We start from the raw sequence: 24510 nt of genomic DNA, 5'->3' as shown, positions 1-24510 counted from the left end.
TGCCTGCGGCGGGTGAAGCCGACGCCGGCGCGAGCGCGCGCGTCAGATCCCGCGGACCAGGCGGAAGCCGATGCGCGCGTTGGTGGTATCCGAATCCTGCGATTGCCGCCAGGCCGCCCGGGTCTGTTCCGGGGCATTGGCCCAGTTACCGCCCCGGATCACCCGTGAACGGCAGCCCGGGTTGAACCAGGCCACACCATCGGCCGGGGCGCGTCGATAGCTGGCATGCCAGCAGTCGGCCACCCACTCGCTCAGATTGCCGCCCATGTCGTGCAGGCCGAAGCCGTTCGCCTGGAAGCTGGCGACCGGGGCCGGGCCCCACCACCCGTCGCCGTAGCCAACGAAGGCGTTGTGCCAATGCCGACCGGACGGTGAAACGTCCTTGCTGCCGGTGTAATTGCCACTGCCTTCCGGCGGCAGCCCGGCATCGCCCCACGGGTAGCGGCCACTGCTGCCGGCACGCATCGCATACTCGAACTCGGCCTCGCTGGGCAGGCGGTAGCTGCGACCAGTCTGCTCGGACAGCCAGGCCGCGTAGTTCTCCGCGTCACGCACGCTCACGTGCATCACCGGGGAATTGCCCAGCGCCCGCCCGCCGTCATAGTCGGACCGCCAGTCCACGCCGCTGCGACGGATGAAATTGCCGCTGCGCTCGTCATAGACCACCGAATGCCCGCGTCGGGTCGCGCGCGGCCGGGTATTGGTCGCCTTCACGTAGCGCTCGAAATCACTCACGGTGATCTCGGTGATCGCCATCGCGTAACCGCGCTCGAAGCGCACATAGTGCGACGGTCGCTCTGCGTCGGTCGCGCCCGGTTCGGTATCACTGGCCCCCATCTGGAAACCGCCGTGGGGCACCACGATCATCTGCGGCCCACGGCCGCCATCGCGCAGCGCGTCGCTGAACACCTGCCCGGGCCGGAAGCTGCCATAGTGGGTAGCCAGTTCGATGCGCTCGCGCAGCTGCGCCACCACCGTGTCGCCCGGCAAGGCGATGCGCAGCGCTTCGGCCAGCTTCTCGCGCGCAGGTTTCAGTCCTTGCGGCGTGGTCAGGTCATGCAGGCCGCCATCGCGCAGCTGGACCAGCGCTGCTGCACGGATCTGCTCGATGCGCTCGAACGCATCAGCGATGGTCGGCGACGAATCCCGCACCTTGCTGGCCTCTGCCAACCACGTGCCGGCATTGGCGAAATCACGGATGCGCGCAGCGTCCTCGGCCCGCCGGATCAGTCCGCTTTCCGCCGCTGCGAGGCCCTGCCGTGCGCGGCGGTTGTTGGGGTCCAGTGCCAGCGCCTCGCGGAAGTTGCCGATGGCGCCATCGCCCGCTTCACCGATCCGGTCGGCACGCAGATCCTCTTCGCCCGCGCGGTTGTAGGCAACCACGCGCTGTGCCGTCTCCACCCGGCCCTGCAACGCGCGCACCTTCTCGTCCTTCGGTGCCAGGGTCAGCAGTACCAGCGCCTGGCGGCCGGCCTCGGCCAATGCTTCACGCTGCTGCAATGGCCGTTGCAACAAGGCATCGGCCTGCTGCAGCAACGTCTGTTTCGCACGTTGCAGCCCCTGCCGCGCTTGGCGGTCGTCGGGTTCCTCTTCCTGCACTGCCAGCCACAGCGGCACTGCCGCATCGCCATCTTCGTACAGATGCCCCCGCGCGAATGCCTGATCGGCAGCCCGCCGCAGCTGTGCCAGGGTCCGTCCCTGGCGATCGACCCGCGGCGGCGTCCACTGCTGGATGTCCTCGGCAGCATCGTCGTCGGCAATGGTCACTGTGCCCTGCCCGGTACCGGGTGTCGGCCCGGCTTCCTCTGCGGAATCGGCCGGGCGGCCTGCGGTGCCACCGGCGGTCGGCGCTGGGGGCGACGGCGTGCAGCCGGCCAGGCCCACGGCCAAGGCGGTAAACAGCGCGGGCGACAGCAGAAAACGCAAGCAGGGCCTCCTTCGGCACGGATGCGAACCGACGTTAGGCTATTCTCCCCTGCCTGAGCAAACACGAGTAGTAGGCCCTGACCTGTGGCAATCTGGATCACCACCCCCGCCGAGCTGGACACATACCGCCAGCAACGGCCGACCCGCATCGGCCTGGATACCGAATTCATCCGTGAACGCACCTTCTGGCCGCAGCTGGCGCTGGTGCAGATGGCCGTCGGCGAGGACATCCTGCTGATCGACCCGTTGATTCCCGGCATGCCCGAGGCGTTGGCGCCATGGCTGGCCGATGAATCCATCACCAAGGTGATGCACAGCGCCAGCGAAGACCTGGTGGCGTTCAAGTGGACCTGCGGCGTGCTGCCGCGACCGCTGTTCGACACCCAGATCGGCGCCGCTCTGGCCGGTATCGGCGCCGGCATGGGCTACCAGAAGCTGGTGCAGGAAATCACCGGCGTGGCACTGGAAAAGGGCGAAACCCGCTCGGACTGGATGCGCAGGCCGCTGTCCGATTCACAGCTGAAGTACGCCGCCGACGATGTCGAGCATCTGTTCGCGATGCATGACGCGATTTCCGCCAAGCTGGAATCGCTGGGGCGCCAGCAGTGGCTGCACGACGACGGTGAGCGCCTGCTGGCCAGCGTTGCCAATGACGAGGACCGCTGGCCACACCTGGGCATGCGCTCGGCACAGTTCCTGGACGCCGCCGCGCAACGTCGCCTGCTGCGCCTGCTGCGCTGGCGCGACGTGCAGGCGCGGGCCAGCGACCGACCACGCAGCTGGATCCTGGACAATGAACTGGCCGCGACGTTGGCACGCACCCCACCTGCCGATGCCGCGGCATTGAGCACGCTGTTCGAACAGTTCCCGAAGGCGCCTCGCAAGCTTGTCGCTGCCGTATGGCAGGCACTGGATACGCCGTTGGCCGACGAAGCCGATGCCCCGTTGGCGATGCAGGCCAGCGATGCCAACAAGCAGCTGCTGAAGAAACTGCAGGACGCCGTGGCCGAACGCAGCCGCGAGCTCGGCCTGGCCGACGGCGTACTGGCCTCGCGCAAGCATCTGGAAAGCTATCTGGAGCATCGGCAATGGCCTGCTGCATTGGCCGGATGGCGCCAGCAGGAACTGGAACCGCAGCTGCAGGCGCTATTGCCCGCGCGCTGAGATCAACCGGCGCCGGGCAACCCGGCGCCTGCACCACAGGCATGAGCATCTGCCACGCTTGCCGAGGCGCGCGTGGACCTGTCCAATAGCGTCCCCGCTATTGTTGGATTGCATCAGATGACAAATGGACTTGCGAAGGACGGGCTCTCCGTCGAGGACTTGGCTTGGCGTGCCCAGGCGCGGAGCGCACTGCAGGAACAGGACTACGCAGCGCTGGATGCACTGCTGGGACCGCACGAACAGGCCTGGCTGGACGGCACGAAGCAGCTGCCCGGCATCCGCTGGCGCCTGCGCAATCTGCATGACGCAACGCTCAGCCTGGATGAACGCCTGAAGCAGGCACAGCAGTGGGCCGCCGCCGCACCGCACAGCTACTACGCCCATCTGCGCCTGGGTGCGTGCTGGGAGTCGGCCGCCGGTGCGCTGCGCAGTGCCGACGTGGCCGCACTGGTGGAGGACAGCCAGTGGCTGGCTGCGCAGCTGGCGCGCGACCATGCCGTGCATGCGTACCTGCAGGCGGCTGCACTTTCACCGCGACCCGCACTGGCGTTGGATGGCATCAAGCGCATCACCAGCTACCTGCGCGAGCCGAACTGGCTGCTGGCACTGCAGGCCGGCCAACCCGCCGAATCCGATGAAGAGGCACTGGCCGAGCACTATCCGCAGGCCTGGCCGCAGGCTCTGCAGCTGCTCTCGCGCTTCGGCGCGCCGCTGTCGTCCCTGCCCGACGAACTGCCCGCGCTGCTGCGGGAGCGCAGCCAGGACGAATTCGGTGCGCCCCTGGCCTACTGGATGCGCCAGGTGCTCGCGCAGCGGCCCGATGACCTGAGCACGCTGGAAGACACCATCTACTACCTGTATCCGCGCTGGGGCGGCAGCCACGAGGCGATGGAGGACTTCATCGAAGGCAGCTGGTGCCGTGGCCTGGAGCTGGCGCAGCGCAACGCATTGCGCTGGTGCAAGGAACAGGACTGGATGGGCGAGCTGCCACACCGCGACGATGCCGAAGCAGTGGCCATGCACGAGCGGGCGTATGCGCGGATCCTGGACTGGCACCTCGAACGCTTCGTACGTGCACAGGTGCTGATCCAGCGTGCATCGCTGCGCTACTGCCTGGGCCGCAGCGAGGACGACGATGGCGATGTGCAATGGAACGCCGGACACATGCGGGCGGTACTCGAGGACCTGCAGCAGGCCTGGGCCCTGGATCGTGACGTGGTCCTGCATGATGGCTTCAGCAACCTGGAGGCCTGCACCTGGTTCGCTCACGTGGACGGTGCCGAAGCACTGTTCGCGCAGGTCGTGGACTACGCCGCACGCGAAGGCGATTCGGCGCTCGGCCTGCTCTGGGCGGCTACCGCCATCGAGCACGGGATGCTGGGCCAGACCGCCGACCCGGCACGTGCACAGCCGCTGCTGCAGCGCGCCCTGACACTGGCGGCGCAGCAGAAAACCTCCACGGTCACATTTGCATCCAACCTGTTCTGCGATGTCTCGCAGGACGCTGGCATGTCGCTGCTGCAGCGCATGGCCGACGACGGCGATGCCGGTGCGATGGCCGCGCTGTGCGATCTGTACAAGGGCCGACTGGGCGGCCGCGACCAGCCGGATTTCGTTGATGCGCAGAAGGCCCTGTACTGGCAGGAGCGTGCCGTGGAAGGCGGTGACCTGATCGCCACCTATAACCTTGGCGTGCGCCTGGTCGCCGCCGGTGGCACTGACAATGAAGCGCGTGCGCGCGAGCTGTACCTGCGTTGCCTGCGCGAGGCCGACGCTGGTGAGCGCGTGTGGGGCCCGACCTGCCGCAACCTGGCCTGCCTGGCCTTCGATGGACAGAACGACGCGTACAAGCGCGAGGCGGTCGAACGGGCTTTGATTCCGCTGTGGTGGCGCGGTGAGGACGACGACAAGCTATGGGCCGCCGGGTATCTGGCCGATGTCTACCACTTCGGCAACGGTGTGCCGGCCAACGCCTTCCTGGCCCTGACCTGGCTGCAACGCGCCAGCGAAATCGATACCGAGTACGTGGATGTGGTGCGCATGGCGCCGCTGATCAACGGCGAAGGTCGCTGGTTCGGTGCCAGCCGCGCGCGCAGGCAGCAGGAACAGGACCGCCAGCAGGTGGACAGCGCCACCTGGGCGCTGACCTTCGGCCAGCGCACGCAGGACAGCAACCTCACTGCGGTCTGAGGCAACACGGGAGGGCGGCCCACGCCACCGGGCCGCCTCCGGATCAAACGTAACCGCGCGACTTCAGCAGTGCCCAGCGCTCGGGCGCCAGCGCCCGCCGCAGGGCCGGCAACGGATCAACACTGCCGGTGTTGTCTGCCACCGCCACTACGAAATCATCGGTGGTCCGCAACCGTCCGCGCTGTTCCGGCTCATCCAGCCAGGCGGCCACCGTTTTCAGCACCTGCATCGCCGAGGCCGAGCTCTGCCGCAGCGCCATGTACTGGTTGTGTCGGGTACACGCCTCGACCAGCGCGGGCGCATCGAACCAGCATTCGCAGGACCCGGCCTGCGCTTCACGGATCTCATCCGGTGCCCACAGGTAATAGGCAATGTCCTCGCCCCGTGCCAGTACCTGCTCACGATAGGACTGCCGGCCCCAGACCAGGAACGGCGGCCATGCCGCCGGCACGTCTTCCTCGGTGAAGCACAGCAGCAGGCAGTACAGCGGCTCTTCCTGCGGGATGCCTGACAGGGCATCGGAGAGTGCCTGCTGCAACAGGCATTGCACCTCGGTGCTGACCGTCGCCAGCGTTTCTCCCTTCCTCGGCCGCAGATAGAGCAGCTGCGCGTCGCCCTTGCGGCGCCTCCTGCTGTCCAGGTACTCCAGCGTCATCCGCTGCAACTGGCCGTCATCATCATAGTCATGCAGGCGCTGGCACCACCAGGTGCGCCTGCCGCCGCCCCGGTTCTCGATCAGCACCCGCTGCAGGCGCTCGCCTTCCCACGCGTAGTGCTCGGTGAAGCCACGGCCGTCGGCAGCCAACTCCAGTTCCTGCAGGCGCCCACCGGGCTCGCGGAACTCCATGATCGAGCCGAGGCTGCCGGAGTTATAGAAGGAGAACTGCTGTCGAACGTCCAGCAGATGCAGCCAGACCGACACGCCCCCGCTGGGGTCGCACTCAAGGATGATCCGCCCTTCCGCATCAAGCCCATGGCGCACATGCCTGGCCGGGTCAGCCTTGCCATCGACGATCCAGCGCGGCACCGGCCCGCCATGCTCTTCCCGCATGAACGGCACCACGAAAGCCATCGAGTGGGTCGCCCAACGCCAGGACACCACCTGCTCCCGGCAACGCGCCTGCAGGTCTGCACCGGCACTGGTTTCGGAATAGGTCTGGTACAGCGCATCAAGCATGGTCGAGATCCTTTCAACACAGCGTCGGACCTTAGCATGGCACACGAAAAACGGCGCTCCAGGAGCGCCGTTCTCGAAACGCGGACGGCTGGATTTACCAGTTCATGTTCAGCGAGACACCCACGGTACGCGGCTCGTTGTAGACCGCGGCCATGTAGTTCTCGATCACACCCTTGAGGTTCTTCTCGTTGGTGATGTTGCGCGCGAACAGCGACACTTCATAGGCGCCGTAGTTGCCCGAGTAGCCGATCTTCAGGCCGCCTTCGAAGTCACCCTTTGAATTGAACTCCTGGCTGTCGTACAGCACGAAGCTGGTGTAGCCCTGCTTGTTCCAGTCGGTGGACACGAACATCGTGCCTGCATCGCTGAGCGGGAAGTCGTAGCGCGCAGCCAGATTGATGTTGTACTTCGGCGCGTTCGGCAGCGGGTTGCCGTCGATCTGGGCGAACGTGTTGGCACCGACCTTGATCGTCGGGTCGTCCACGGTGCATACCACCTTGCCGTTCAGTGCGCAGACCTGCGCGTAGACGCGCTTGTCCTTGATCTCGCTGTGCAGCAGGCTCAGGCCCGCACTCAGGGTCAGGTTCGGGATCGGGCGCAGCTCCATGTCCGCTTCAAAGCCATAGGCCTTGGCCTTGTCGGCGTTGAACAACACGCCATTGCCGTCCGAATCGTTGCCGTTGAGCTGGATGTCGTTGACGGTGTAGGTGAACGCAGTGGCATTCAAGCGCAGGCGGTTGTCCCACAGGCTGCTCTTCACGCCGGCTTCCCAGGACAGGATCGTCTCCGAATCAGCGGTGGTGAAGTCGGCGTTGAACACCGCCGAACGGCCCTGGATGGTCGGGCCGCGGAAGCCGCGCGCGACCTTTGCGTAGACGCTCACGTCCGGGGTGATCTGATACATCGCGCTCAGATCCCAGCTCGGGGTGGTGTCGGTCATCTTGACGTCGGTGCGGCCCTTGTAGGTGACCACGCCGGCAGCGGTATCAGCGGTCTTCAACAGACGGGTGTGCTTCTCATCGCGGGTCTGGCGCAGGCCGGCGGTGACGGTGAACTTGTCGGTGAAGGCATAGCTGAGCTGACCAAAGCCGGCCCACGAGGTGTTCTTGTTGCGCAGGCGCACCCAGTTGTTCGGGTTGCGCGCCGCGCCCTTCAGGAACCAGGCGCGCTGATAGAAGTCGGTGGTGTCGCTGCCGTTGAAGTAGAACGCGCCGGCCTGCCACTGCAGAGCTCTGTCATCGTGGCTGGCCAGGCGGAATTCCTGGGTCCACTGGTCCAGGTCACGGATCTGGCCCATCGACTGGCCGTAGCCGTTCGGCACGCCATTGACCGGGAAGTTGACTGCAGCGCCGCCGTCGGTGTCACCGCGGCTGTAGCCGGAGGTGGTTTCGTACGCGGTGATCGAGGTGAAGTCGATCGCGCCGAAGTCATAGCGCGCCTTCACCGAACCACCGTAGGTCTTGTACGCCTGCGGGTTGTTGTCGGCCTCGTCATAGGCCACCTGGTCGCGCGGCACGTCGGTCTTGTTCGAACCCTTGGTCAGCGCATTGCGCAGGAACAGGGTCGAGGTGCCTTCGTAATCGCGGGCGTGAGCCGAGGCCAGGATCGAGAACTGGTCGCTCGGGGTCAGCAGCAGCTGCGCACGCACGTTACGGTCGTCGAAGCCGCCCATGGCATTCTTCTTCGGGCTGACCGTGCCGTCGGCGCTGGGGCCGGTGTAGGTGTTGTCGACGTAGTCGTCGCGGTGCTGGTACAGGGCCGACACGCGGAACGAGGCGATGTCGTTGATCGGGCCGCCGAAGCCGCCGTCGATCGACACGCTGTTGTAGGAGGCGTAGCTGGCGCTGACGCGGCCGCTGTAGTCCTGGGTCGGCTTGAGGGTGTCGAACTTGACGATGCCGGCGGTGGTGTTGCGGCCGAACAGCGAGCCCTGCGGGCCGCGCAGCACTTCCACCTGGTCCACGTCATAGACCGGGTTGGACTTCAGCACCACGTGCTCCAGCACCACGTCGTCCTGGATGATCGACACCGGCTGCGAGGCACCCAGGTAGAAGTCGATGTTGCCCAGGCCGCGGATGTAGAAGCGCGGGAAGATGCGGCCGGTGGTGGTTTCCGCATACAGGCTCGGCACGCGGCCGGATAGCGCCAGCAGTGTGTCGTCGCCGCCGGCGGTGAAGTCGCGCATGCGCTCGCCCTGCACCACGCCTACCGACACCGGCACTTCCTGCAGGTTCTGCTCGCGGTGCTCGGCGGTCACGGTGATGGTGTCCAGCCCGGTCGGGGTCGGCGCACTGTCCTGCGCGGCAGCAGCGAAGCTGGCAGCCAGCGCCAGGCCCGCACAAGCCAGGGCCAGCGGGTGGCGGCGGAAGGAAACGAGGGAGGACGACATGCCCGACGAACGGCGGGAATCGGAATGGGAAGGCATCGAAAGCTCTGAGGAGGCGTCCGTGCGGCCTGCGCTGACCGGGCGGCAATTGGGAGGAAAACTGCGCAAGCGGCCATTATCCTCCAAATTGTTACAATTTCGTTGCGCCGGTGGACAACCGGGGCATCAAGCCGTTTTCGGCACAGTCCAGCCTCTCTCAGCCGTGCTGAGGCAACGGTGCGAGAGCCACCTCGACCATCGCCAACAGCCGGTCACGGCTGATGCCGTCACGCGCCTGCACCGAAATGCCATGCAGCACCGTGGCGAAATGATCGCCCAGCGCCTGTACCGACAGATCGGCCGCCAGCTCGCCGGCCGCCTGCGCCTGCTGCAGCCGCGCGATGATCGCCGCCGTGCGCTGGCGCCGATGGCTGGCCAGCCAGTCGCGTACGCCTTCGCCATCCGGTGACACGCTGCTGGCCGAGGACACCACCAGGCAGCCATGCGGACGACCCCGACGGGTGTAGGTCAGTACGGCATCACGCAGCATGCTGCCGATCGCATCGCGCAGTGACGCCTGCTCCAGCGCACGCGGCGCGAAGCCACCCTCGCCTTCCTCGTACAGCGCCACCGCTTCGCGGAACAACTGCTCCTTGCTGCCGAACGCGGCGTAGATGCGCGCCGAGGCAATGCCAAGCGCTTCGACCAGGGCCGACATCGAGGTGCCCTCATAGCCGTGCTGCCAGAACAACAGCATCGCCTTGCGCAACGCCTGGTCCCTGTCGAATTCGCGCGGTCGCCCTGCCATCTGCCTGCCTGCCGTTCTGAGGCGCGCAGTGTAGCGCGGGTGTTGACCATTCCGATGCACGCACCTATTCTTTGTCGACCGACAAACAATTGGAGAAACACATGCAAACCCTCAAAGGCCCCAGCCTGCATCTGGCGCAGTTCGCTGGCGACCAAGCGCCGTTCAACAGCCTGTCCGGCATCGCTGCCTGGGCGGCCGGCCATGGCTTCAAGGCCCTGCAGATTCCGGCATGGGATGCGCGCCTGTTCGACCTGGCCACCGCTGCCGACAGCCAGGACTACTGCGATGACATCCGCGGCACCCTGGCCGAGCACGGCCTGCAGGTCAGCGAGCTGACCACCCACATCCTGGGCCAGCTGGTGGCGGTACATCCGGCCTACGATGAACTGTGCGATGGCTTTGCCCCGGAAGCGCTGCGTGGCAATCCGCAGGCACGCAGCGAATGGGCGCAGCAGCAGCTGCATCTGGCCGCCCGCGCCTCGCGCCGGCTCGGTCTGCAGGACATGGGCACCTTCTCCGGCTCATTCGCCTGGCCGTATCTGTTCCCGTTCCCGCAGCGCCCGCCGGGCCTGATCGATACCGCGTTCGATGAGCTGGCGCGTCGCTGGCGGCCGATCCTCGATACCTGCGAGGACAACGGCATCAACCTCTGCTACGAGATCCATCCCAGCGAAGACCTGCACGACGGCACCAGCTTTGAACGCTTCTTCGAGCGCGTAGGCCAGCACGAGCGCTGCCGCATCCTGTTCGATCCCAGCCACCTCGTGCTGCAGCAGCTGGATTACCTGCAGTTCCTGGACATCTACCATCCGCTGGTCCGCATGTTCCATGTCAAGGACGCGGAGTTCCGCCCCACTGGCCGCCAGGGCATCTACGGTGGCTACGCTGACTGGACCGAACGCGCCGGCCGCTTCCGCTCGCTGGGCGATGGCCAGGTCGATTTCAGGTCGATCTTCTCCAAGCTGGCGCAGTACGACTACGCCGGCTGGGCGACGCTGGAGTGGGAGTGCTGCCTGAAGGACCAGGAGGCCGGCGCGCGCGAAGGTGCTGCCTTCATCCGCGACCACATCATCCCGGTCACCGACAAGATCTTCGACGACTTCGCCGGCGCGCCGATCAGCAGCGCCCAGATGCAGCACATGCTCGGCATCGCCTGAGCCCCCACAGGAACATTCCCATGACGAACCTCCCCACCGCTGGTACCGCCGGCGACGATACCCTGCGCCACCATTACCTGCGCATCGACGGCCAACGCGTGCATTGCGTATCCGCCGGCAGCGGTCAACCGGTACTGTTGATCCCGGGCTGGCCGCAGACCTGGTATGCCTGGCGCCACGTGCTGCATGCCCTCGCCGAGGCTGGTTTTGAAGCGATCGCGGTCGACCCACCCGGCATCGGCGAATCCGATCGTCCCGCGCATGGCTACGACACCGGCAGTGCCGCCGCGGTACTGCACCAGACCATGCAGGCCTTGGGCCACGAGCGTTACCAGGTGGTCGGCCATGACATCGGCATGTGGATTGCCTATGCATTGGCCAGCGACCAGCCGCAGGCGGTACAGCGCCTGGCTGTGACCGAGGCGGTGATTCCCGGGCTGGCACCTGAGCCGGGTATCTTCGCCGCACCGGCTGACAACATCTTCCTGTGGCACTTCATGTTCAACCAGGTCGCCGACCTGCCCGAGGCCCTCATCACGGGTCGCGAACGTGCCTACCTGGACTTCATGTTCGACCGCTGGTCGTACCGGCGCGATACCGTGGCCAGCGAGACCTACATCGCCGCCTACAGCCGCCCTGGTGCGTTGCGTGCAGGGTTTGCCTGGTACCGCGCGATTCCGGAAACCATCCGCCAGAACCAGCTCCGCGCACAACGCCGGTTGACGATGCCGGTGCTGGCCATCGGCGCCGAGCACGCTACCGGCAACGCACCGATGCTGACCCTGCAGCCGCACGCCGACGACCTGCGCGGCAGCGTCGTTCCGGGCTGCGGTCACTTCATCATGGAAGAAGCACCGCAGGCGTTCCTCGCCCAGCTGCTACCGTTCCTGCAGGAGGCTGGCCATGCCGCTTGAACCTGCGTTGCAGTCGTTCGTGGATGCGGTGGCGGCGCAACCATTGCCAGACGACCTGCTGGAACTGCGCGCACTCAGTGAGCAGGCGCTGCCCACGCTGCAGGGTGCCACCGAGGCGGTATCGCATGTCGTGGAGCACGTCATCAGCGCGCGCGACGGCCATGCGCTGGTCGTGCGCCTGTACACGCCCGCAGCCATCAGTACGGACCCGCGCCCTGCCCTGTTGTTCGCCCACGGCGGTGGCTGGTTCCAGTGCTCGCTGGCGGTCTATGACGGCCCTTGCCGGGCCTTGGCCAATGCCAGCGGCCATGTCATCGCTGCCGTCGGTTATCGGCTGGCCCCGGAGCATCCGTTCCCGACGCCGCTGCACGACGTCGCAGACGCGTGGCTGTGGCTGCAGGCCAATGCCACAGCCCTGGGCCTTGATCCAGCGCGTCTGCGCATCGGTGGCGACAGTGCCGGCGGCAATCTCGCCGCCGCGTGCTGCCTGCTGCTGCGCGATCAGGGACTGCCGTTGCCATCGCATCAACTGCTGCTGTACCCGGCATTGGATGCCACCATGGCCAGCAGTTCCTATCGCGAGTTCGCCGACGGCTACTACCTCAGCGCCGAACTGATGCAGCGCTGCTGGCAGGCTTACCTGGGCGACGGTGACCGCCGGCAGCCGCTCGCTTCGCCCCTGCACGCCCCAGATCTACGCGGGCTGCCGGCAGCCACGGTACTGAGCTGTGAGTTCGACCCGCTGCGCGACGAAGCTGAACAGTACGCCGCGCAGCTGCGGGGCGCAGGCGTGGACTGCGCGCTGGAGCGCCTGCCGGGGATGATCCACGCCTGCATCCACCTGCATGGCGTGTCGGCTGCGACCGACATCGCGATCCAGCGCGCGGTCGCCCTGCTGCCCTGAGGCAGACCCGCAACGGCGCAGAGCACCTGCGCCGTTGCGTCCGGGCCGCCCCTTTGCAGCCGGCACCGGCCAGCGCTATGCTAGGGCCGTCACGTGGCGCCAGCTCCGCTGCCCACGGGATGCAACACCACCCATGGGGCCATAGCTCAGCTGGGAGAGCGCGTCGTTCGCAATGACGAGGTCAGGAGTTCGATCCTCCTTGGCTCCACCACTATCCGGAAGAACCCGTAGATCTCTGTGATCTGCGGGTTTTTTCTTTTCAGCGGCAACTCAGGCGGGATCTTCATCGCCCTCTTTGCGCTGCGGGCTGCGCGAATGCGCATCGCGCACCTGTTGATCGCGCTGGCCCGGCCGTTGTTTGGCCACCTCGTCCTGCTTCCTGTCCTGGCGGCTTTCCTGAATGCCCTGCTTCGGGTCGCCCTTGTCTTTGTCGCGTTCGCTCATCGGTCGCTCCTGCGCTGGCGGAAGCCAGCCCTGATGCCACGCTAGAGGTTGCCGGGTAGTCCGCAGGTCATCGGCATGCGAACGCGATGTGCAGCCCGCCCGCCTCAGCCCCCAACGCAACTGCGCACGCTGGACATCCGGCCGCATGCACTGCACGGGGCTTGCCCGAAAGCCAGCCCCAGCAGCCGCATGGCGTTGTGATCGCCATCCTGTACGCCTCGCGCCAGTGATCGCGGTCAGGTTCGGGTGATCGACACCCCACCCTCCACACGCATCGCGGTACCGGTGACGAAGCTGCTTTCATCACTGGCCAGGAACAGGGCCGCGTTGGCGATCTCTTCCGGCTTGGCCATGCGTTTCAATGCGTGCAGCGAGCTCACGAAATCACGCGCATCGCCGGTCGGCGCGGCCTGCCGACCCATCTCGGTATCGGTACCACCGGGCAGCAGCACGTTGCTGCGCACGCCACGTGCGCCGTACTCGGCGGCAATCACCTGGCTGAGGCCGATCAGCCCGGCCTTGCTCGACGCGTAGGCCGCCATGCCCGGAAATCCCACGGTGTGGCCGACGAACGTGCCGACGAATACCAGCGAACCCCCTCCGCGTGCCAGCACTGCCGGCAACTGCGCACGCGCCGCATGGAAGGCGGCATCGAGGTTGGTCGCCATCACATCGCGCCAGGCATCCATCGGATACTCCGCCACTGGCGCGCCCGGGCCAAGCATGCCGGCATTGTTGAGCGCGATGTCCAGGCCGCCGAATGATTGTTGCGCCAGGTCCACCAGCGCCTGCGCCGTACCCGGATCGGCAATGTCGGCAGCGTGCACCACCACCTCGTGACCAGCGGCGCGGATCTGCTCGGCCAGATCGTGCAGCGGCTGCGGCCGCCGCGCGTTGAGTACCAGCTTGGCCCCTTCGGCGGCAAAGCGCAGCGCGCTGGCGCGGCCAATGCCAGCGCTGGCACCGGTGATAAGGGCGATCTTGTTGTTCAGGCGCATGTCCGTAGTACCTGCTGTGAAGTAGCCTCCACGATGCCGTGCTGCAGGCCTGCCGACACTCCGTTTCCGGGCATGGCTGTCGGGTGCAGGAAACGGAGTTTCTCCAGAACCGGCACATGCCAGAATCCGGCCATGGACAGCACCGCCACCACTGCTATCGATGCCCGCGTCGAACGGGTCTGCCGCCATCTGCAGGCCAGCCTTGAAGAACCCTCTCTGCAGGAACTGGCCGGGATCGCCGGCTGCAGCCCGACCCGGCTGCACCGCCTGTTCAAGCAGGCGACCGGACTGACGCCGAAACAGTACGCCGCCGCGTTGCGCGCTGACCGCCTGCGTGTCGGACTGCAGCAGCAGGAGCGCATCACCGATGCCTTCCACGATGCCGGTTTCGGCTCCAGTGGGCGCTTCTACGAGAACGCACCACGACTGTTGGGCATGACCCCGAAGCAGTGGCGTGCTGGCGGCCGCGGCGAAGTCATCCATTTCGCGCTTGCCGAAAGCTCGCTGGGCAGCGTACTGGTGGCCAGCAGTGCGACCGGTGTGGTTGCGATCCTGCTCGGCGATGATCCTGAAAGGCTGCTGCAGTCGTTGCAGCAACGCTTCCGCCAGGCGGAGCTGGTGGGTGCCGACAGTGGCTACGAAAAGTTGGTGGCGCAGGTAGTCGGCCTGGTGGAGGATCCTTCACGTGGCGCCACATTGCCACTGGATATCCGTGGCACCGCATTCCAGCAACGGGTCTGGCAAGCGCTGCAGCAGATCCCGCGCGGGCAGACCGCCTCATATGCGGATATCGCCGCACGCATCGGCGCTCCCCGATCGAGCCGTGCCGTAGCGCGCGCGTGCGCAAGCAACCCGCTGGCGGTAGCGGTGCCCTGCCATCGCGTGGTGCGCCGTGATGGCGATCTTTCCGGTTACGCGTGGGGCGTGGCGCGCAAGCGCGAACTGCTGCGCCGGGAGAAGGCGGCCAACGGCTGACGTGCACCGGTAGCCGCCGACCTTGATCGGCGCATTCCATTTGCGGCAGTGCCGGACCATGCCCGGCGATCGATCAGTCCAGCTTCACTACCAGCTTGCCGAAGTTGCGCCCCTGCAGCAGGCCAAAGAAGGCTTCCGGTGCGCTCTCCAGACCCTGCACGACGTCTTCGCGGTACTGGATGCGTCCATCACGCAGCCACTGCGGCATGTCGCGCTCGAAATCCGGCCACAGATGCTTGAAGTCGTGGACGATGAAGCCACGCACGGTCAGCCGCTGGCGCAGGATCTGGCTGAACAGCGCCGGCAGTCGATCCGGTCCAGGCTGCGCGACGCCGCGGGCGTTGTAGGTGGCGATGGTGCCGCACACCGGAATGCGCGCGAAATCATTGAGCAGCGGCAGCACGGCATCGAGCACATGCCCGCCCACGTTCTCGAAATACACGTCGATGCCATCCGGCACGGCAGCACGCAGCTGCGCTGCAAAATCGGAGGCGCGATGGTCCAGTGGCACATCCACGCCAAGTGTCTCCAGGTAGGCACGCTTGGCCTCGCCACCGGCAATGGCGACCACCCGCGCACCCTGCAGCTTGGCCAACTGGGCAACGGTAGCACCGACCGGTCCCGTGGCAGCCGCCACCACCAGGGTCTCACCAGGCTGCAGCTTGCCGATTTCGATCAGGCTGGAGTACGCGGTGAACCCCGGCATGCCATACACGCCCAGCGCCGTGCTCAGCGGCAGCCCGGCCGGATCCAGACGCCGACTGATCGCATCAGCCGCCACCACGGCATGGGTCTGCCAGCCGCCCGGGGCCAGCACCAGTTCGCCCACCGCCAGGCCAGGCGCCTGCGACTGCAGCACTTCGGCCACGGTCTGGCCCTCCATCACCGCATCCACTGCCACCGGCGGTGCGTATGACGGGCCGTCATCCATGCGTCCGCGCATGTATGGATCCAGCGAAAGATAGCGGTTGCGCAGCAGCACCTGGCCGGGTGCCAGCGCTGGCAGAGCCGCCTGTTCGAGGCGGAAATTGGCGGCGACCGGCGCACCTTGCGGGCGCGAGGCGAGCACGATGCGGGTGGTTGAATCTGACATGTCCAATGGCTCTGCTGCGGGCAGCTTCGGGGAGGAGAACCGCGACAGTACGCCGCGCCCTGCCCCCGTGGGCGCCATGAAAACAGCGTTCCATCGGTGCCTTCCCCATTCCGCCGCTGCATCGCTTGCCCCATCAGCTTTGGCGCCAGCGACGGGCCGCTGTTTTCCGCGTCCGGCAATCCCGGTCTGGCCGACTCAACGCAGGATCAACTACTTGCAGTGCCTTCCGCCGTTCGCAGACACCAATGTGAAGGTTTTTTTCCAAAACGCTTGCCGAACCTGTCCTACGTCCGTAATATGCGCGTCCTCGGCAGCGACATCGCTGCAACGAAACAAGTGGCCGAGTAGCTCAGTTGGTAGAGCAGGGGATTGAAAATCCCCGTGTCGGCGGTTCGATTCCGTCCTCGGCCACCACTTTCGAAGACCTGCAGAAATGCAGGTCTTTTTTTTCTACATGGCCGAGTAGCTCAGTTGGTAGAGCAGGGGATTGAAAATCCCCGTGTCGGCGGTTCGATTCCGTCCTCGGCCACCATGTTCAAAGACCTGCAGGAATGCAGGTCTTTTTTTGTCTGCGGTTTGCCATCCACACATGGCGTGGATCTACCCCTCCCGGTTGACGAAACATTTACACCTGCGCGTGCCGCGCAACCTACGCTCCAGATTCTGCCCGGAGCCGACCCATGCACCTGCGCCCTGCCCTGCTCGCCTGCCTGCTGCTTTTCGCCGCGCCGGCCCTCGCTGCCGAGCCGGTGCGTGCTGTCAGCGAACTGGACATTGATCGCTACGCCGGCCAGTGGCACGAGATCGCCCATCTGCCGGTGTCGTTCCAGAAGCAGTGCGTGGGCGAAATCACCGCCAACTATGGGCTGCGCCGCGATGGCCGCATCAGCGTCACCAATGCCTGCCGCAAGGCGGATGGCGAGCGGATTGTCGCCGAGGGTGTGGCGCGGCCCGTTGCCGGACAGCCCGGGCAACTGCAGGTGCGCTTCGTTCCCGACTGGCTGAGCTGGGTGCCGCTGGTCTGGGCCGACTACTGGGTGATCGCGCTGGACCCGGACTACCAGTGGGCGATGGTCGGTGAACCCGACCACAAGTATCTGTGGATCCTCGCGCGCCTGCCGGAGATGGACCGCGCCCTGTTCGACCAGCTCAAGGCCAAGGCCGAAGCGATGGGCTACGACCTCGCACCGCTGCGCATGATGGCGCCCCTGCGCGACACACCCGCCAACTGAGGCGCCGCCCAACCGGCGCACGCCACGTCCGCAATCCGGCATCGCGCACGCCTCGCGTACATCTTCACGCGCTACCCTCTGTGGCCGGTCGCCGCACGCGCCCCATTCAACCATACGCCGTAGTATGCTTATTCCACGCACCGCCTTCAGAGGACCTGCGCCCATGCTCCACCGCTTCCGTACCGTCTTGATCGTCCTGTGTACCCTGGCCCTGGTCGCTTGCGGCGATGGCATCGTCAAGCGTGTTTCGGAACCGGCTGCGAGCCTGCAGCAATTGACTGTGCAGGCCAACGGTGACTGGACCATCGCCCTGCGTCTGCAGAACTACAGTTCGATGCCGATGAGTTTCGACGACGTGGCGCTGACCTTGGCCATCGGCGACACCGAGGCCGGCCCCCTGTCGGCCAAGCCCGGAATCTCCATCGGTGGCGTCTCCGCCGATGTCATCAACGTCAACTTCAAACCCAGCCCGGCCGCGCGCCTGGTGATCGCCGACGCACTGGCCAGCAACCGCACCCTCGCCTATAGCCTGAAGGGCACGGTGTCGGCCACGCCGCAGGAGAAGAAGCAGCGCACCTTCGATATCAACAGCCGCAGCACGCTCAACCAGGCCCCGGGCCTGCCCGGCGTGCTGCGCTGATTTCCGCTTTCCGCCGCGACGCATCGCGCCGCTCCCCTGTTACTGATCAAATCGAGACGCACCGATGAGCAGCTACACCGCCCCGCTTTCCGACCTTCGTTTCGGCCTGCACGACGTGCTGAAGGTCGAGCCGCTGTTCGCCCGCCTGGGCTTCACCGACGCCACCGCCGATGTCGTCGATGCTGTGCTGGAAGAAGCCGGCCGCTTCAGCGCCAGCGTGCTGGCCCCGCTCAACAGCGTGGGTGACGAAATCGGCTGCGTGCTCGACCAGGCCAGTGGCGAAGTGACCACCCCGCCCGGCTTCAAGCAGGCCTACGACCAGTTCGTCGATGGCGGCTGGACCGGCCTGACCGCGTCACCGGAACTGGGCGGCCAGGGCCTGCCGCATACCCTGGGCGTGCCGCTGAACGAGATGATCAACGCTGCAAATCTGGCCTGGGGCAACTTCCCGCTGCTGTCGCACGGCGCGATCGAAGCGCTGAAGCAGCACGGTGAAGCCTGGCAGCACGAGGCGTTCCTGAAGCCCCTGATCGAAGGCCGCTGGACCGGCACCATGTGCCTGACCGAACCACATTGCGGCACCGACCTGGGCCTGCTCAAGACCAAGGCCGAGCCGAATGCCGATGGCAGCTATTCGATCACCGGCACCAAGATCTTCATCACCGCCGGCGAGCACGACCTGACCGGCAACATCGTGCACCTGGTACTGGCCAAGCTGCCCGATGCTCCGCCGGGCGCCAAGGGCATCTCGCTGTTCGTCACCCCGAAGTTCAAGGTCGACCGCGACGGCAACGTCGGTGAGCGCAACGCGCTGCGTTGTGGCTCCATCGAACACAAGATGGGCATCAAGGGCTCGGTCACCTGCGTGATGAATTTCGACGGCGCGCAGGGCTACCTGGTCGGCCAGCCGCACAAGGGTCTGCAGGCGATGTTCACCATGATGAACACTGCACGCCTGGGCGTGGGGCTGCAGGGCATCGGCCTGTCCGAACGCGCCTATCAGAACGCGCTGAAGTACAGCCGTGAGCGCCTGCAGTCGCGTTCGCTCAGCGGCGCCAAGTTCCCGGACAAGCCGGCCGACCCGATCCTGGTGCATCCGGACGTACGCCGCATGCTGCTGACCATCAAGTCGCTGGTGGAAGGCAGCCGCCTGCTGGCCCTGCATGCCGCCACCCTGATCGACGTCGCGCACCATGCAGAAGATGCCGGCGAGCGTGAGCGCGCTGACACCCTGGTGAGCTTCCTGACCCCGATCTCGAAGGCCTGCCAGACCGAATGGGGCATCGAGAACACCTACAACGCCCTGCAGTGTTTCGGTGGTCACGGCTACATCCGCGAGCACGGCATGGAACAGCTGGCCCGCGATGCGCGCATCACCACACTGTATGAAGGCACCACCGGCATCCAGGCGCTGGACCTGATCGGCCGCAAGACCGCGTCCAGCCAAGGCGCTGGCCTGAAGCTGATGCTGGCCGAGATCGAAGCGTTCGCCAAGGCGAATGAAGGCAACGAAAGCCTGGCCGAGTTCATCGGCCCGCTGCGCGCCAAGGCCGCCGAGTGGGGCAAGCTGACGATGGATGTGCTGCAGCGTTCGGCCGCCAACCCGGACGAACTGGGCGCAGCCAGCTACGACTACCTGTTCTACTCGGGTTATGTGGTGCTGGCTTACTGGTGGGCGCGCAGCGTTGCCGCCGCCGATGCCAGCGCACACGGCGCAGCATTCGCCCAGGGCAAGCGCGAGACCGCACGTTTCTACTTCGCCCGCGTGTTGCCACGCACCCTCGGCCACGCCGCCGCCATTCAGGCCGGTGCCGCATCGCTGATGGCAATGGACGACGAACGCTTCGGCGCCTGAGCCGGGCTGCCGCCCGGCACCCGCGGTAGTGCCGGCCGCTGGCCGGCACCCGCGACAGCAACAGCAACAGCAACGGCTGGTTTTCTGCGGGATGGCGTGGCGGTGTGGGCTGGCAGGACACGCCGTAAACCCATCCTTGGGGGCTCGATGGCGCCATCCATGGCGCCAACGGTCCTGCCAACCCACACCGCCCCGCCCCTCGACAACTCCCCGCGGCTGTTGGTAGGTGTCGACCTTGGTCGACACGTAGATCCACGCCACGCGTGGATGGAAACCACCGAAATCCATCTGGAGAAAAGCCCCCTTTTGTTAAAGGGGGCGCGCCGAAGGCGCGGGGATTAGGAAGAATGCGCGGACCTGAATTGTTGCGTTTTGGGTATCGCCCAAGTCGCGATACCCAAAACGCAACAATTCAGGTATAAGCTGTTTTCCCGATGGAGACAGACACTACACGCTTGGGTCTGATCGAAGCCGGAGCTCCGTTTTCTGCTCCGGGCGCCGAAGCATCGCCCAACGCCACGACGCTGCATCGCCCCGGCACGGTCCGGTTGCTCTCACTTGATGGTCACGGGCGGGTCCTGGATTGGATCACCTGGCAGGACGCCGCCTGCCTCTACGCCCGCGATGCCGTCGCCTGGACCCTCGGCGATCCCTGCCTGCACATCCATGGTGGGACCAATCGTCGCAGTGGCATGCAGAGCGGGATGGACCTGCACCCGATCATCGCTGCGCGCGGCCATGCCCGCTCACGTGCGCTGGACCCGACGCCGAACCTGACCAACCCGGCCCTGTTCGCCCGCGATGCCCATCTCTGCCTTTACTGCGGCCAGCAGTTCGGACGCCCGACCCTCACCCGCGACCACGTCATGCCCTTGTCCAAAGGCGGCCTGGATACCTGGGAAAACGTCGTCACCGCCTGCTTCCACTGCAATTCGCGCAAGAGCGACCGCACCCCGCAACAGGCGGGCATGCCGCTGCTGGCGGTGCCCTACCGGCCGAGCTGGATCGAGCACCTGATCCTGTCCAACCGCAACATCCTGGCCGACCAGATGGCCTTCCTGAGGGCCCAGCTGCCCAAGCGTTCCAAGCTCTGCACCTGAACACCTGGAATTGCAACCCTCACCGTCCTGTCACGGACGGCGGCGTTTGCTTGCCCCACCCCCGTTTGAGGGCGAAAATGGGCGTTCAGAACAAGTGCGAACATGATGATCGACTCTGCCCGCTATCCCCGCCTTGCGCGCATCCAGACACCGGATGACCTGCGCACGTTCGACGAATCCGAACTGACGGCGGTTGCCGATGAACTGCGTGCCTACCTGATCGAATCGGTTGGCAAAAGCGGCGGCCACTTCGCCGCCGGCCTGGGCGTGATCGAGCTCACCGTGGCCCTGCACTACCTGTACCAGACCCCGGTCGACCAGCTGGTCTGGGACGTCGGGCACCAGACGTACCCGCACAAGATCCTCACGGGTCGCCGCGACGAGATCCACACCGTCAAGCAGAAGGATGGCGTTGCGCCGTTCCCCAAGCGCGAGGAAAGCGAATACGACACCTTCGGCGTCGGCCACTCCTCGACCTCGATTTCGGCAGCGCTGGGCATGGCCATCGCGCGCCAGACCGAAGGTGACGATCGCAAGGTCGTGGCCGTGATCGGCGATGGTGCGATGACCGCCGGCATGGCTTTCGAAGCACTGATGCACGCCGGCGGCATGGAACCGGAACCGAACCTGCTGGTGATCCTCAACGACAACAACATGTCGATCTCCGAGGCGGTGGGCGGGCTGACCAAGATGCTCGGCCGCGCCACCGGCAGCCGCACGCTCAATGCGCTGCGCGAAGGCGGCAAGAAGATCCTCGGCGACAAGAAGAACAATCCCGCGCGCTTCGTGAAGCGCTGGGAAGAACACTGGAAGGGCATGTTCGTGCCGTCCACGATGTTCGAGGAAATGGGCTTCCACTACACCGGCCCGATCGACGGCCATGACCTGCCAGCGCTGCTGTCCGCGCTGAAGACGTTGCGTGCCTCCAAGGGTCCGAAGCTGCTGCATGTCATGACCACCAAGGGCAAGGGCTACGAGCCGGCCGAAGGTGACCAGATCGGTTACCACGCGGTGGGCCCGTTCGATCCGGACAAGGGCCTGGTGGCCAAGACCGGCGCGAAGAAGCCGACCTATACCGACGTGTTTGGCGACTGGCTGTGTGACGCCGCCGCAGCCGAGCCGCGCCTGTATGGCATCACCCCGGCGATGCGCGAAGGCTCCGGCCTGGTGCGCTTCAGCAAGGAGTATCCGCAGCGCTACTTCGATGTGGCCATCGCCGAGCAGCACGCGGTGACCCTGGCCGCAGGCATGGCCACGCAGGGTGGCAAGCCGGTGGTGGCGATCTATTCCACCTTCCTGCAGCGCGCGTACGACCAGTTGGTGCACGATGTGGCCATCCAGGACCTGGATGTGCTGTTTGCGATCGACCGCGCCGGCGTCGTCGGCCCGGATGGCGCAACCCACGCCGGCAACCTCGACCTCAGCTTCCTGCGCTGCGTACCGAACATGGTGGTGATGGCCCCGTCCAACGAGGCCGAGTGCCGGCAGATGCTCAGCACCGGCCTGCAGCACCCCGGCCCGGCGGCGGTGCGTTACCCGCGTGGCAGCGGCACCGGCGTGGATGCCGGCAGCGACCTGTCGACCCTGCCGATCGGCAAGGGCGAGCTGCGCCTGCAGGGCAGCCGCGTCGCCCTGCTCGCCTTCGGCAGCACCGTCACCGCCGCCGAACAGGTGGGTCGCGAACTGGGCCTGAGCGTGGTCAACATGCGTTTCATCAAGCCACTGGATCGCGAGCTGGTACTGGCCATGGCCAACCAGCACGAGGCACTGGTGACGATCGAAGACAACGTGGTGGCGGGCGGCGCCGGTTCGGCCGTGGCCGAACTGCTCAATGCCGAGGACGTGCTGCGCCCGATCCTGCACCTGGGCCTGCCCGACAGCTACCAGCATCACGCCAGCCGCGAGGACCTGCTGGCCGAAGCTGGCATCGATGCGGCCGGCATCCGCGCGGCCCTGCTCAAGCGCTGGCCGCAACTGGCTGCTGGCAATCCGCCGCTGAGCGCGGCGGGCTGAGAACCCTGCAGGGGTATGAGGCAGCCACGGCATGCGTGGCTCCCCGGGCCCCTCATCCACGCATGGCGTGGATCTACAAGAGTGCTGGTGGCGCAGAAATACATCCACGCATGGCGTGGATCTACAAGAGTGCTGGTGGCGCAGAAATACATCCACGCATGGCGTGGATCTACAAGAGAGCTGGTGGTGCAGAAATACATCCACGCATGGCGTGGATCTACCAGGGTGCTGGTGGTGCAGAAGTAGATCCACGCCATGCGTGGATGCCGCGCCCCCTGCCTGCAATCGGCCTACTCAGCCGTAGCTGATCGCCTCGACAAACGCACCGCTGGACTCGACCCGCACCGAGGCGCGCTGGCCGGTATCGGTGAAATGCAGGCGGGCCAGGGTTTCGGCGAAATCGAAGGCACGGACACCATCGCGGAACTCGATCGGTTCCGGCTTGTCCGGGTGCAGCACGCGCCATTGGCGCTGCTCACATTGCAGTCGGATCAACATGCGGTGCTCACTCCTTGAACAGCGTATCGACGACGAGAGAATGACCGCACCAGGCGCGACAACAATCGCCAGTGCGAACCGGGACGCGCAAGGCGTCCCGGGAGTCGACAATACGAGGAAAGAAGTGTGATCGCTATCAGATTTTTCTGATCTTGAGCCGATTGCGTCGGCCGCTCAGTTCACCTGGAACTGGGCCCTGCAGCCATTGCTGACCCAGATGCCACGGCGGTCCCAGCCCCAGCTCTGGCCTTCGATGCAGGCACTGCGCGATTCCTGCCGTACCAGACGCACACCGCGACGAACCTGTGCATCGCAGTACTGCTGCCGCCGGTCATTGGAATGGCAGGCAATCACCTGGCCGCCGCCGCCCCACTGGCTTCCGCCCCAACCGTTGCCACCGCCACCGCCCGGTCGCCGGTACTCACCCACGAACTCGGCACGGCACCCCTGGGTAACCCAGACACCGTAGCGGGACTGGCCCCAGGTCTCACCTTCCACACAGGGGGAACCTGACAACTGGCGGATCATGCGCGCGCGCCCGTCCAGCCGGCACTCGTTGCTGCGGTTCTTGATCGATTCGCAGCGCACGATGCCACTGCCGCCACGGTCGTCGTAGCGATCATCGTAGCCATAGTTCTGCGCCTGCACGCCGCCGGCGGCAGCCATCATCGGCAACAGGGTGCACGCCACGGTGCGCCAAGTGAGTCCCTTGCCCATCCCTCGTCTCCAGGTGAATACGGTGGAGGCAAGCATCGGGGATTCCGGGCGCGGCGCACAGAGGGCGCCGTGACGGCGGTTTTTCCCCCATTCAACCAACCCAACCGCAACTGACTGCGGCCGCGGCGGCTCAGCGGCCGAAGTGCAGCGCGTCGACTGCGGTGCCCAGTGCTTCCACGCGCACCGTGCTGTGCTGACCAGTACGGCAGTGATGCTCGCTGGCCCGTGAGGCAGCGGCGTCGAAGGCGGCCGCACCGCTGCTGAACACTTCGGTTGAGCGCGACTGCGGATCCAGCACGGACCAGCGCTGGGCGTTGCATTGGACAGTGATGACCATGGG

General features: G+C 66.1%; 21 protein-coding genes and 3 tRNA genes. 14 read left to right on the top strand and 10 right to left on the bottom strand.

Annotation, left to right across the window (positions count from 1 at the left end; translation table 11 throughout):
- Positions 1-42: 42 nt before the first annotated feature.
- Positions 43-1926 (bottom strand): formylglycine-generating enzyme family protein, encoded by a 1884-nt coding sequence (locus tag HUT07_RS05910; RefSeq protein ID WP_176020138.1) that lies wholly within the window; start codon positions 1924-1926, stop codon positions 43-45.
- Between the two features lie 84 nt (positions 1927-2010).
- On the opposite strand from HUT07_RS05910, the gene rnd reads away from it, so the two are divergent.
- Complete coding sequence (gene rnd, locus HUT07_RS05905; protein ID WP_176020137.1) at positions 2011-3090, top strand: ribonuclease D; 1080 nt, start codon at positions 2011-2013, stop codon at positions 3088-3090.
- Positions 3091-3207: 117 nt separating this feature from the next.
- Positions 3208-5280, top strand: coding sequence for a DUF4034 domain-containing protein (locus HUT07_RS05900; RefSeq protein ID WP_176020136.1), 2073 nt, complete (start codon positions 3208-3210; stop codon positions 5278-5280).
- Positions 5281-5323: 43 nt separating this feature from the next.
- Here the strand turns inward: HUT07_RS05900 and HUT07_RS05895 are convergent, their stop codons facing one another.
- The 3 genes from HUT07_RS05895 to HUT07_RS05885 all read right to left on the bottom strand — a co-directional run bounded on the left by HUT07_RS05895 (position 5324) and on the right by HUT07_RS05885 (position 9630).
- Positions 5324-6457, bottom strand: coding sequence for a hypothetical protein (locus tag HUT07_RS05895; protein WP_176020135.1), 1134 nt, complete (start codon positions 6455-6457; stop codon positions 5324-5326).
- A 94-nt stretch (positions 6458-6551) separates the two neighbouring features.
- Positions 6552-8882 (bottom strand): TonB-dependent receptor, encoded by a 2331-nt coding sequence (locus tag HUT07_RS05890; protein WP_176020134.1) that lies wholly within the window; start codon positions 8880-8882, stop codon positions 6552-6554.
- 157 nt (positions 8883-9039) lie between these two features.
- Complete coding sequence (locus HUT07_RS05885) at positions 9040-9630, bottom strand: TetR/AcrR family transcriptional regulator (protein WP_176020133.1); 591 nt, start codon at positions 9628-9630, stop codon at positions 9040-9042.
- A gap of 101 nt (positions 9631-9731) precedes the next feature.
- On the opposite strand from HUT07_RS05885, the gene HUT07_RS05880 reads away from it, so the two are divergent.
- From HUT07_RS05880 to HUT07_RS05865, 4 genes are all read left to right on the top strand, one after another.
- Entirely contained in the window at positions 9732-10787 is a 1056-nt protein-coding gene (locus HUT07_RS05880) for a sugar phosphate isomerase/epimerase family protein (protein ID WP_176020132.1), read from the top strand.
- A gap of 20 nt (positions 10788-10807) precedes the next feature.
- Positions 10808-11701, top strand: coding sequence for an alpha/beta hydrolase (locus HUT07_RS05875; protein ID WP_176020131.1), 894 nt, complete (start codon positions 10808-10810; stop codon positions 11699-11701).
- Positions 11691-12605 carry an alpha/beta hydrolase gene (locus HUT07_RS05870; protein ID WP_176020130.1) on the top strand — a complete coding sequence of 305 codons (915 nt, stop codon included), beginning with the start codon at positions 11691-11693 and terminating at the stop codon, positions 12603-12605. Before HUT07_RS05875 ends, HUT07_RS05870 begins: the two co-directional genes overlap by 11 nt.
- Positions 12606-12740: 135 nt before the next feature.
- Positions 12741-12816: transfer RNA gene (locus HUT07_RS05865), tRNA-Ala, on the top strand.
- A gap of 59 nt (positions 12817-12875) precedes the next feature.
- Here HUT07_RS05865 and HUT07_RS05860 read toward each other — a convergent pair.
- Together HUT07_RS05860 and HUT07_RS05855 are read right to left on the bottom strand one after the other, a co-directional pair.
- Positions 12876-13049, bottom strand: a complete 174-nt coding sequence (locus HUT07_RS05860; protein WP_176020129.1) for a hypothetical protein — start codon at positions 13047-13049, stop codon at positions 12876-12878.
- A 236-nt stretch (positions 13050-13285) separates the two neighbouring features.
- Positions 13286-14047, bottom strand: coding sequence for an SDR family oxidoreductase (locus HUT07_RS05855; RefSeq protein WP_176020128.1), 762 nt, complete (start codon positions 14045-14047; stop codon positions 13286-13288).
- Between the two features lie 132 nt (positions 14048-14179).
- On the opposite strand from HUT07_RS05855, the gene HUT07_RS05850 reads away from it, so the two are divergent.
- Positions 14180-15022 (top strand): methylated-DNA--[protein]-cysteine S-methyltransferase, encoded by an 843-nt coding sequence (locus HUT07_RS05850; protein ID WP_176020127.1) that lies wholly within the window; start codon positions 14180-14182, stop codon positions 15020-15022.
- A 73-nt stretch (positions 15023-15095) separates the two neighbouring features.
- On the opposite strand, the gene HUT07_RS05845 is transcribed toward HUT07_RS05850, so the two are convergent.
- The gene (locus HUT07_RS05845; RefSeq protein WP_176020126.1) at positions 15096-16115 is read right to left on the bottom strand and encodes an NADP-dependent oxidoreductase; all 1020 of its coding nucleotides are present in this window, start codon (positions 16113-16115) and stop codon (positions 15096-15098) included.
- Positions 16116-16453: 338 nt separating this feature from the next.
- Here HUT07_RS05845 and HUT07_RS05840 point away from each other — a divergent pair.
- From HUT07_RS05840 to dxs, 7 genes are all read left to right on the top strand, one after another.
- Positions 16454-16529: transfer RNA gene (locus tag HUT07_RS05840), tRNA-Phe, on the top strand.
- Positions 16530-16571: 42 nt separating this feature from the next.
- Positions 16572-16647, top strand: a tRNA-Phe gene (locus HUT07_RS05835).
- 148 nt (positions 16648-16795) lie between these two features.
- A complete protein-coding gene (locus tag HUT07_RS05830; RefSeq protein ID WP_176020125.1) occupies positions 16796-17347 on the top strand; it encodes a lipocalin family protein in 552 nt (183 codons plus the stop codon).
- Between the two features lie 163 nt (positions 17348-17510).
- A complete protein-coding gene (locus tag HUT07_RS05825) occupies positions 17511-17987 on the top strand; it encodes an LEA type 2 family protein (RefSeq protein ID WP_176020124.1) in 477 nt (158 codons plus the stop codon).
- A 64-nt stretch (positions 17988-18051) separates the two neighbouring features.
- Positions 18052-19842, top strand: coding sequence for an acyl-CoA dehydrogenase C-terminal domain-containing protein (locus tag HUT07_RS05820; RefSeq protein ID WP_176020123.1), 1791 nt, complete (start codon positions 18052-18054; stop codon positions 19840-19842).
- 434 nt (positions 19843-20276) lie between these two features.
- Positions 20277-20942, top strand: a complete 666-nt coding sequence (locus HUT07_RS05815) for an HNH endonuclease (RefSeq protein ID WP_025876340.1) — start codon at positions 20277-20279, stop codon at positions 20940-20942.
- Positions 20943-21047: 105 nt separating this feature from the next.
- Entirely contained in the window at positions 21048-22955 is a 1908-nt protein-coding gene (gene dxs, locus HUT07_RS05810; RefSeq protein ID WP_176020122.1) for a 1-deoxy-D-xylulose-5-phosphate synthase, read from the top strand.
- Positions 22956-23249: 294 nt separating this feature from the next.
- On the opposite strand, the gene HUT07_RS05805 is transcribed toward dxs, so the two are convergent.
- The 3 genes from HUT07_RS05805 to HUT07_RS05795 all read right to left on the bottom strand — a co-directional run bounded on the left by HUT07_RS05805 (position 23250) and on the right by HUT07_RS05795 (position 24507).
- On the bottom strand, positions 23250-23453 hold the full coding sequence (locus tag HUT07_RS05805; protein WP_032978640.1) for a hypothetical protein: 204 nt from the start codon (positions 23451-23453) through the stop codon (positions 23250-23252).
- Between the two features lie 174 nt (positions 23454-23627).
- The gene (locus HUT07_RS05800; protein ID WP_176020121.1) at positions 23628-24170 is read right to left on the bottom strand and encodes a DUF3011 domain-containing protein; all 543 of its coding nucleotides are present in this window, start codon (positions 24168-24170) and stop codon (positions 23628-23630) included.
- A 130-nt stretch (positions 24171-24300) separates the two neighbouring features.
- Positions 24301-24507 (bottom strand): hypothetical protein, encoded by a 207-nt coding sequence (locus HUT07_RS05795; protein WP_176020120.1) that lies wholly within the window; start codon positions 24505-24507, stop codon positions 24301-24303.
- Positions 24508-24510 lie beyond the last annotated feature (3 nt).

The organism is Stenotrophomonas sp. NA06056, from assembly GCF_013364355.1.
GTDB lineage: Bacteria > Pseudomonadota > Gammaproteobacteria > Xanthomonadales > Xanthomonadaceae > Stenotrophomonas.
Note: the sequence above shows the minus strand (reverse complement) of the source record. Positions and strands in the feature narration are given on the sequence as shown.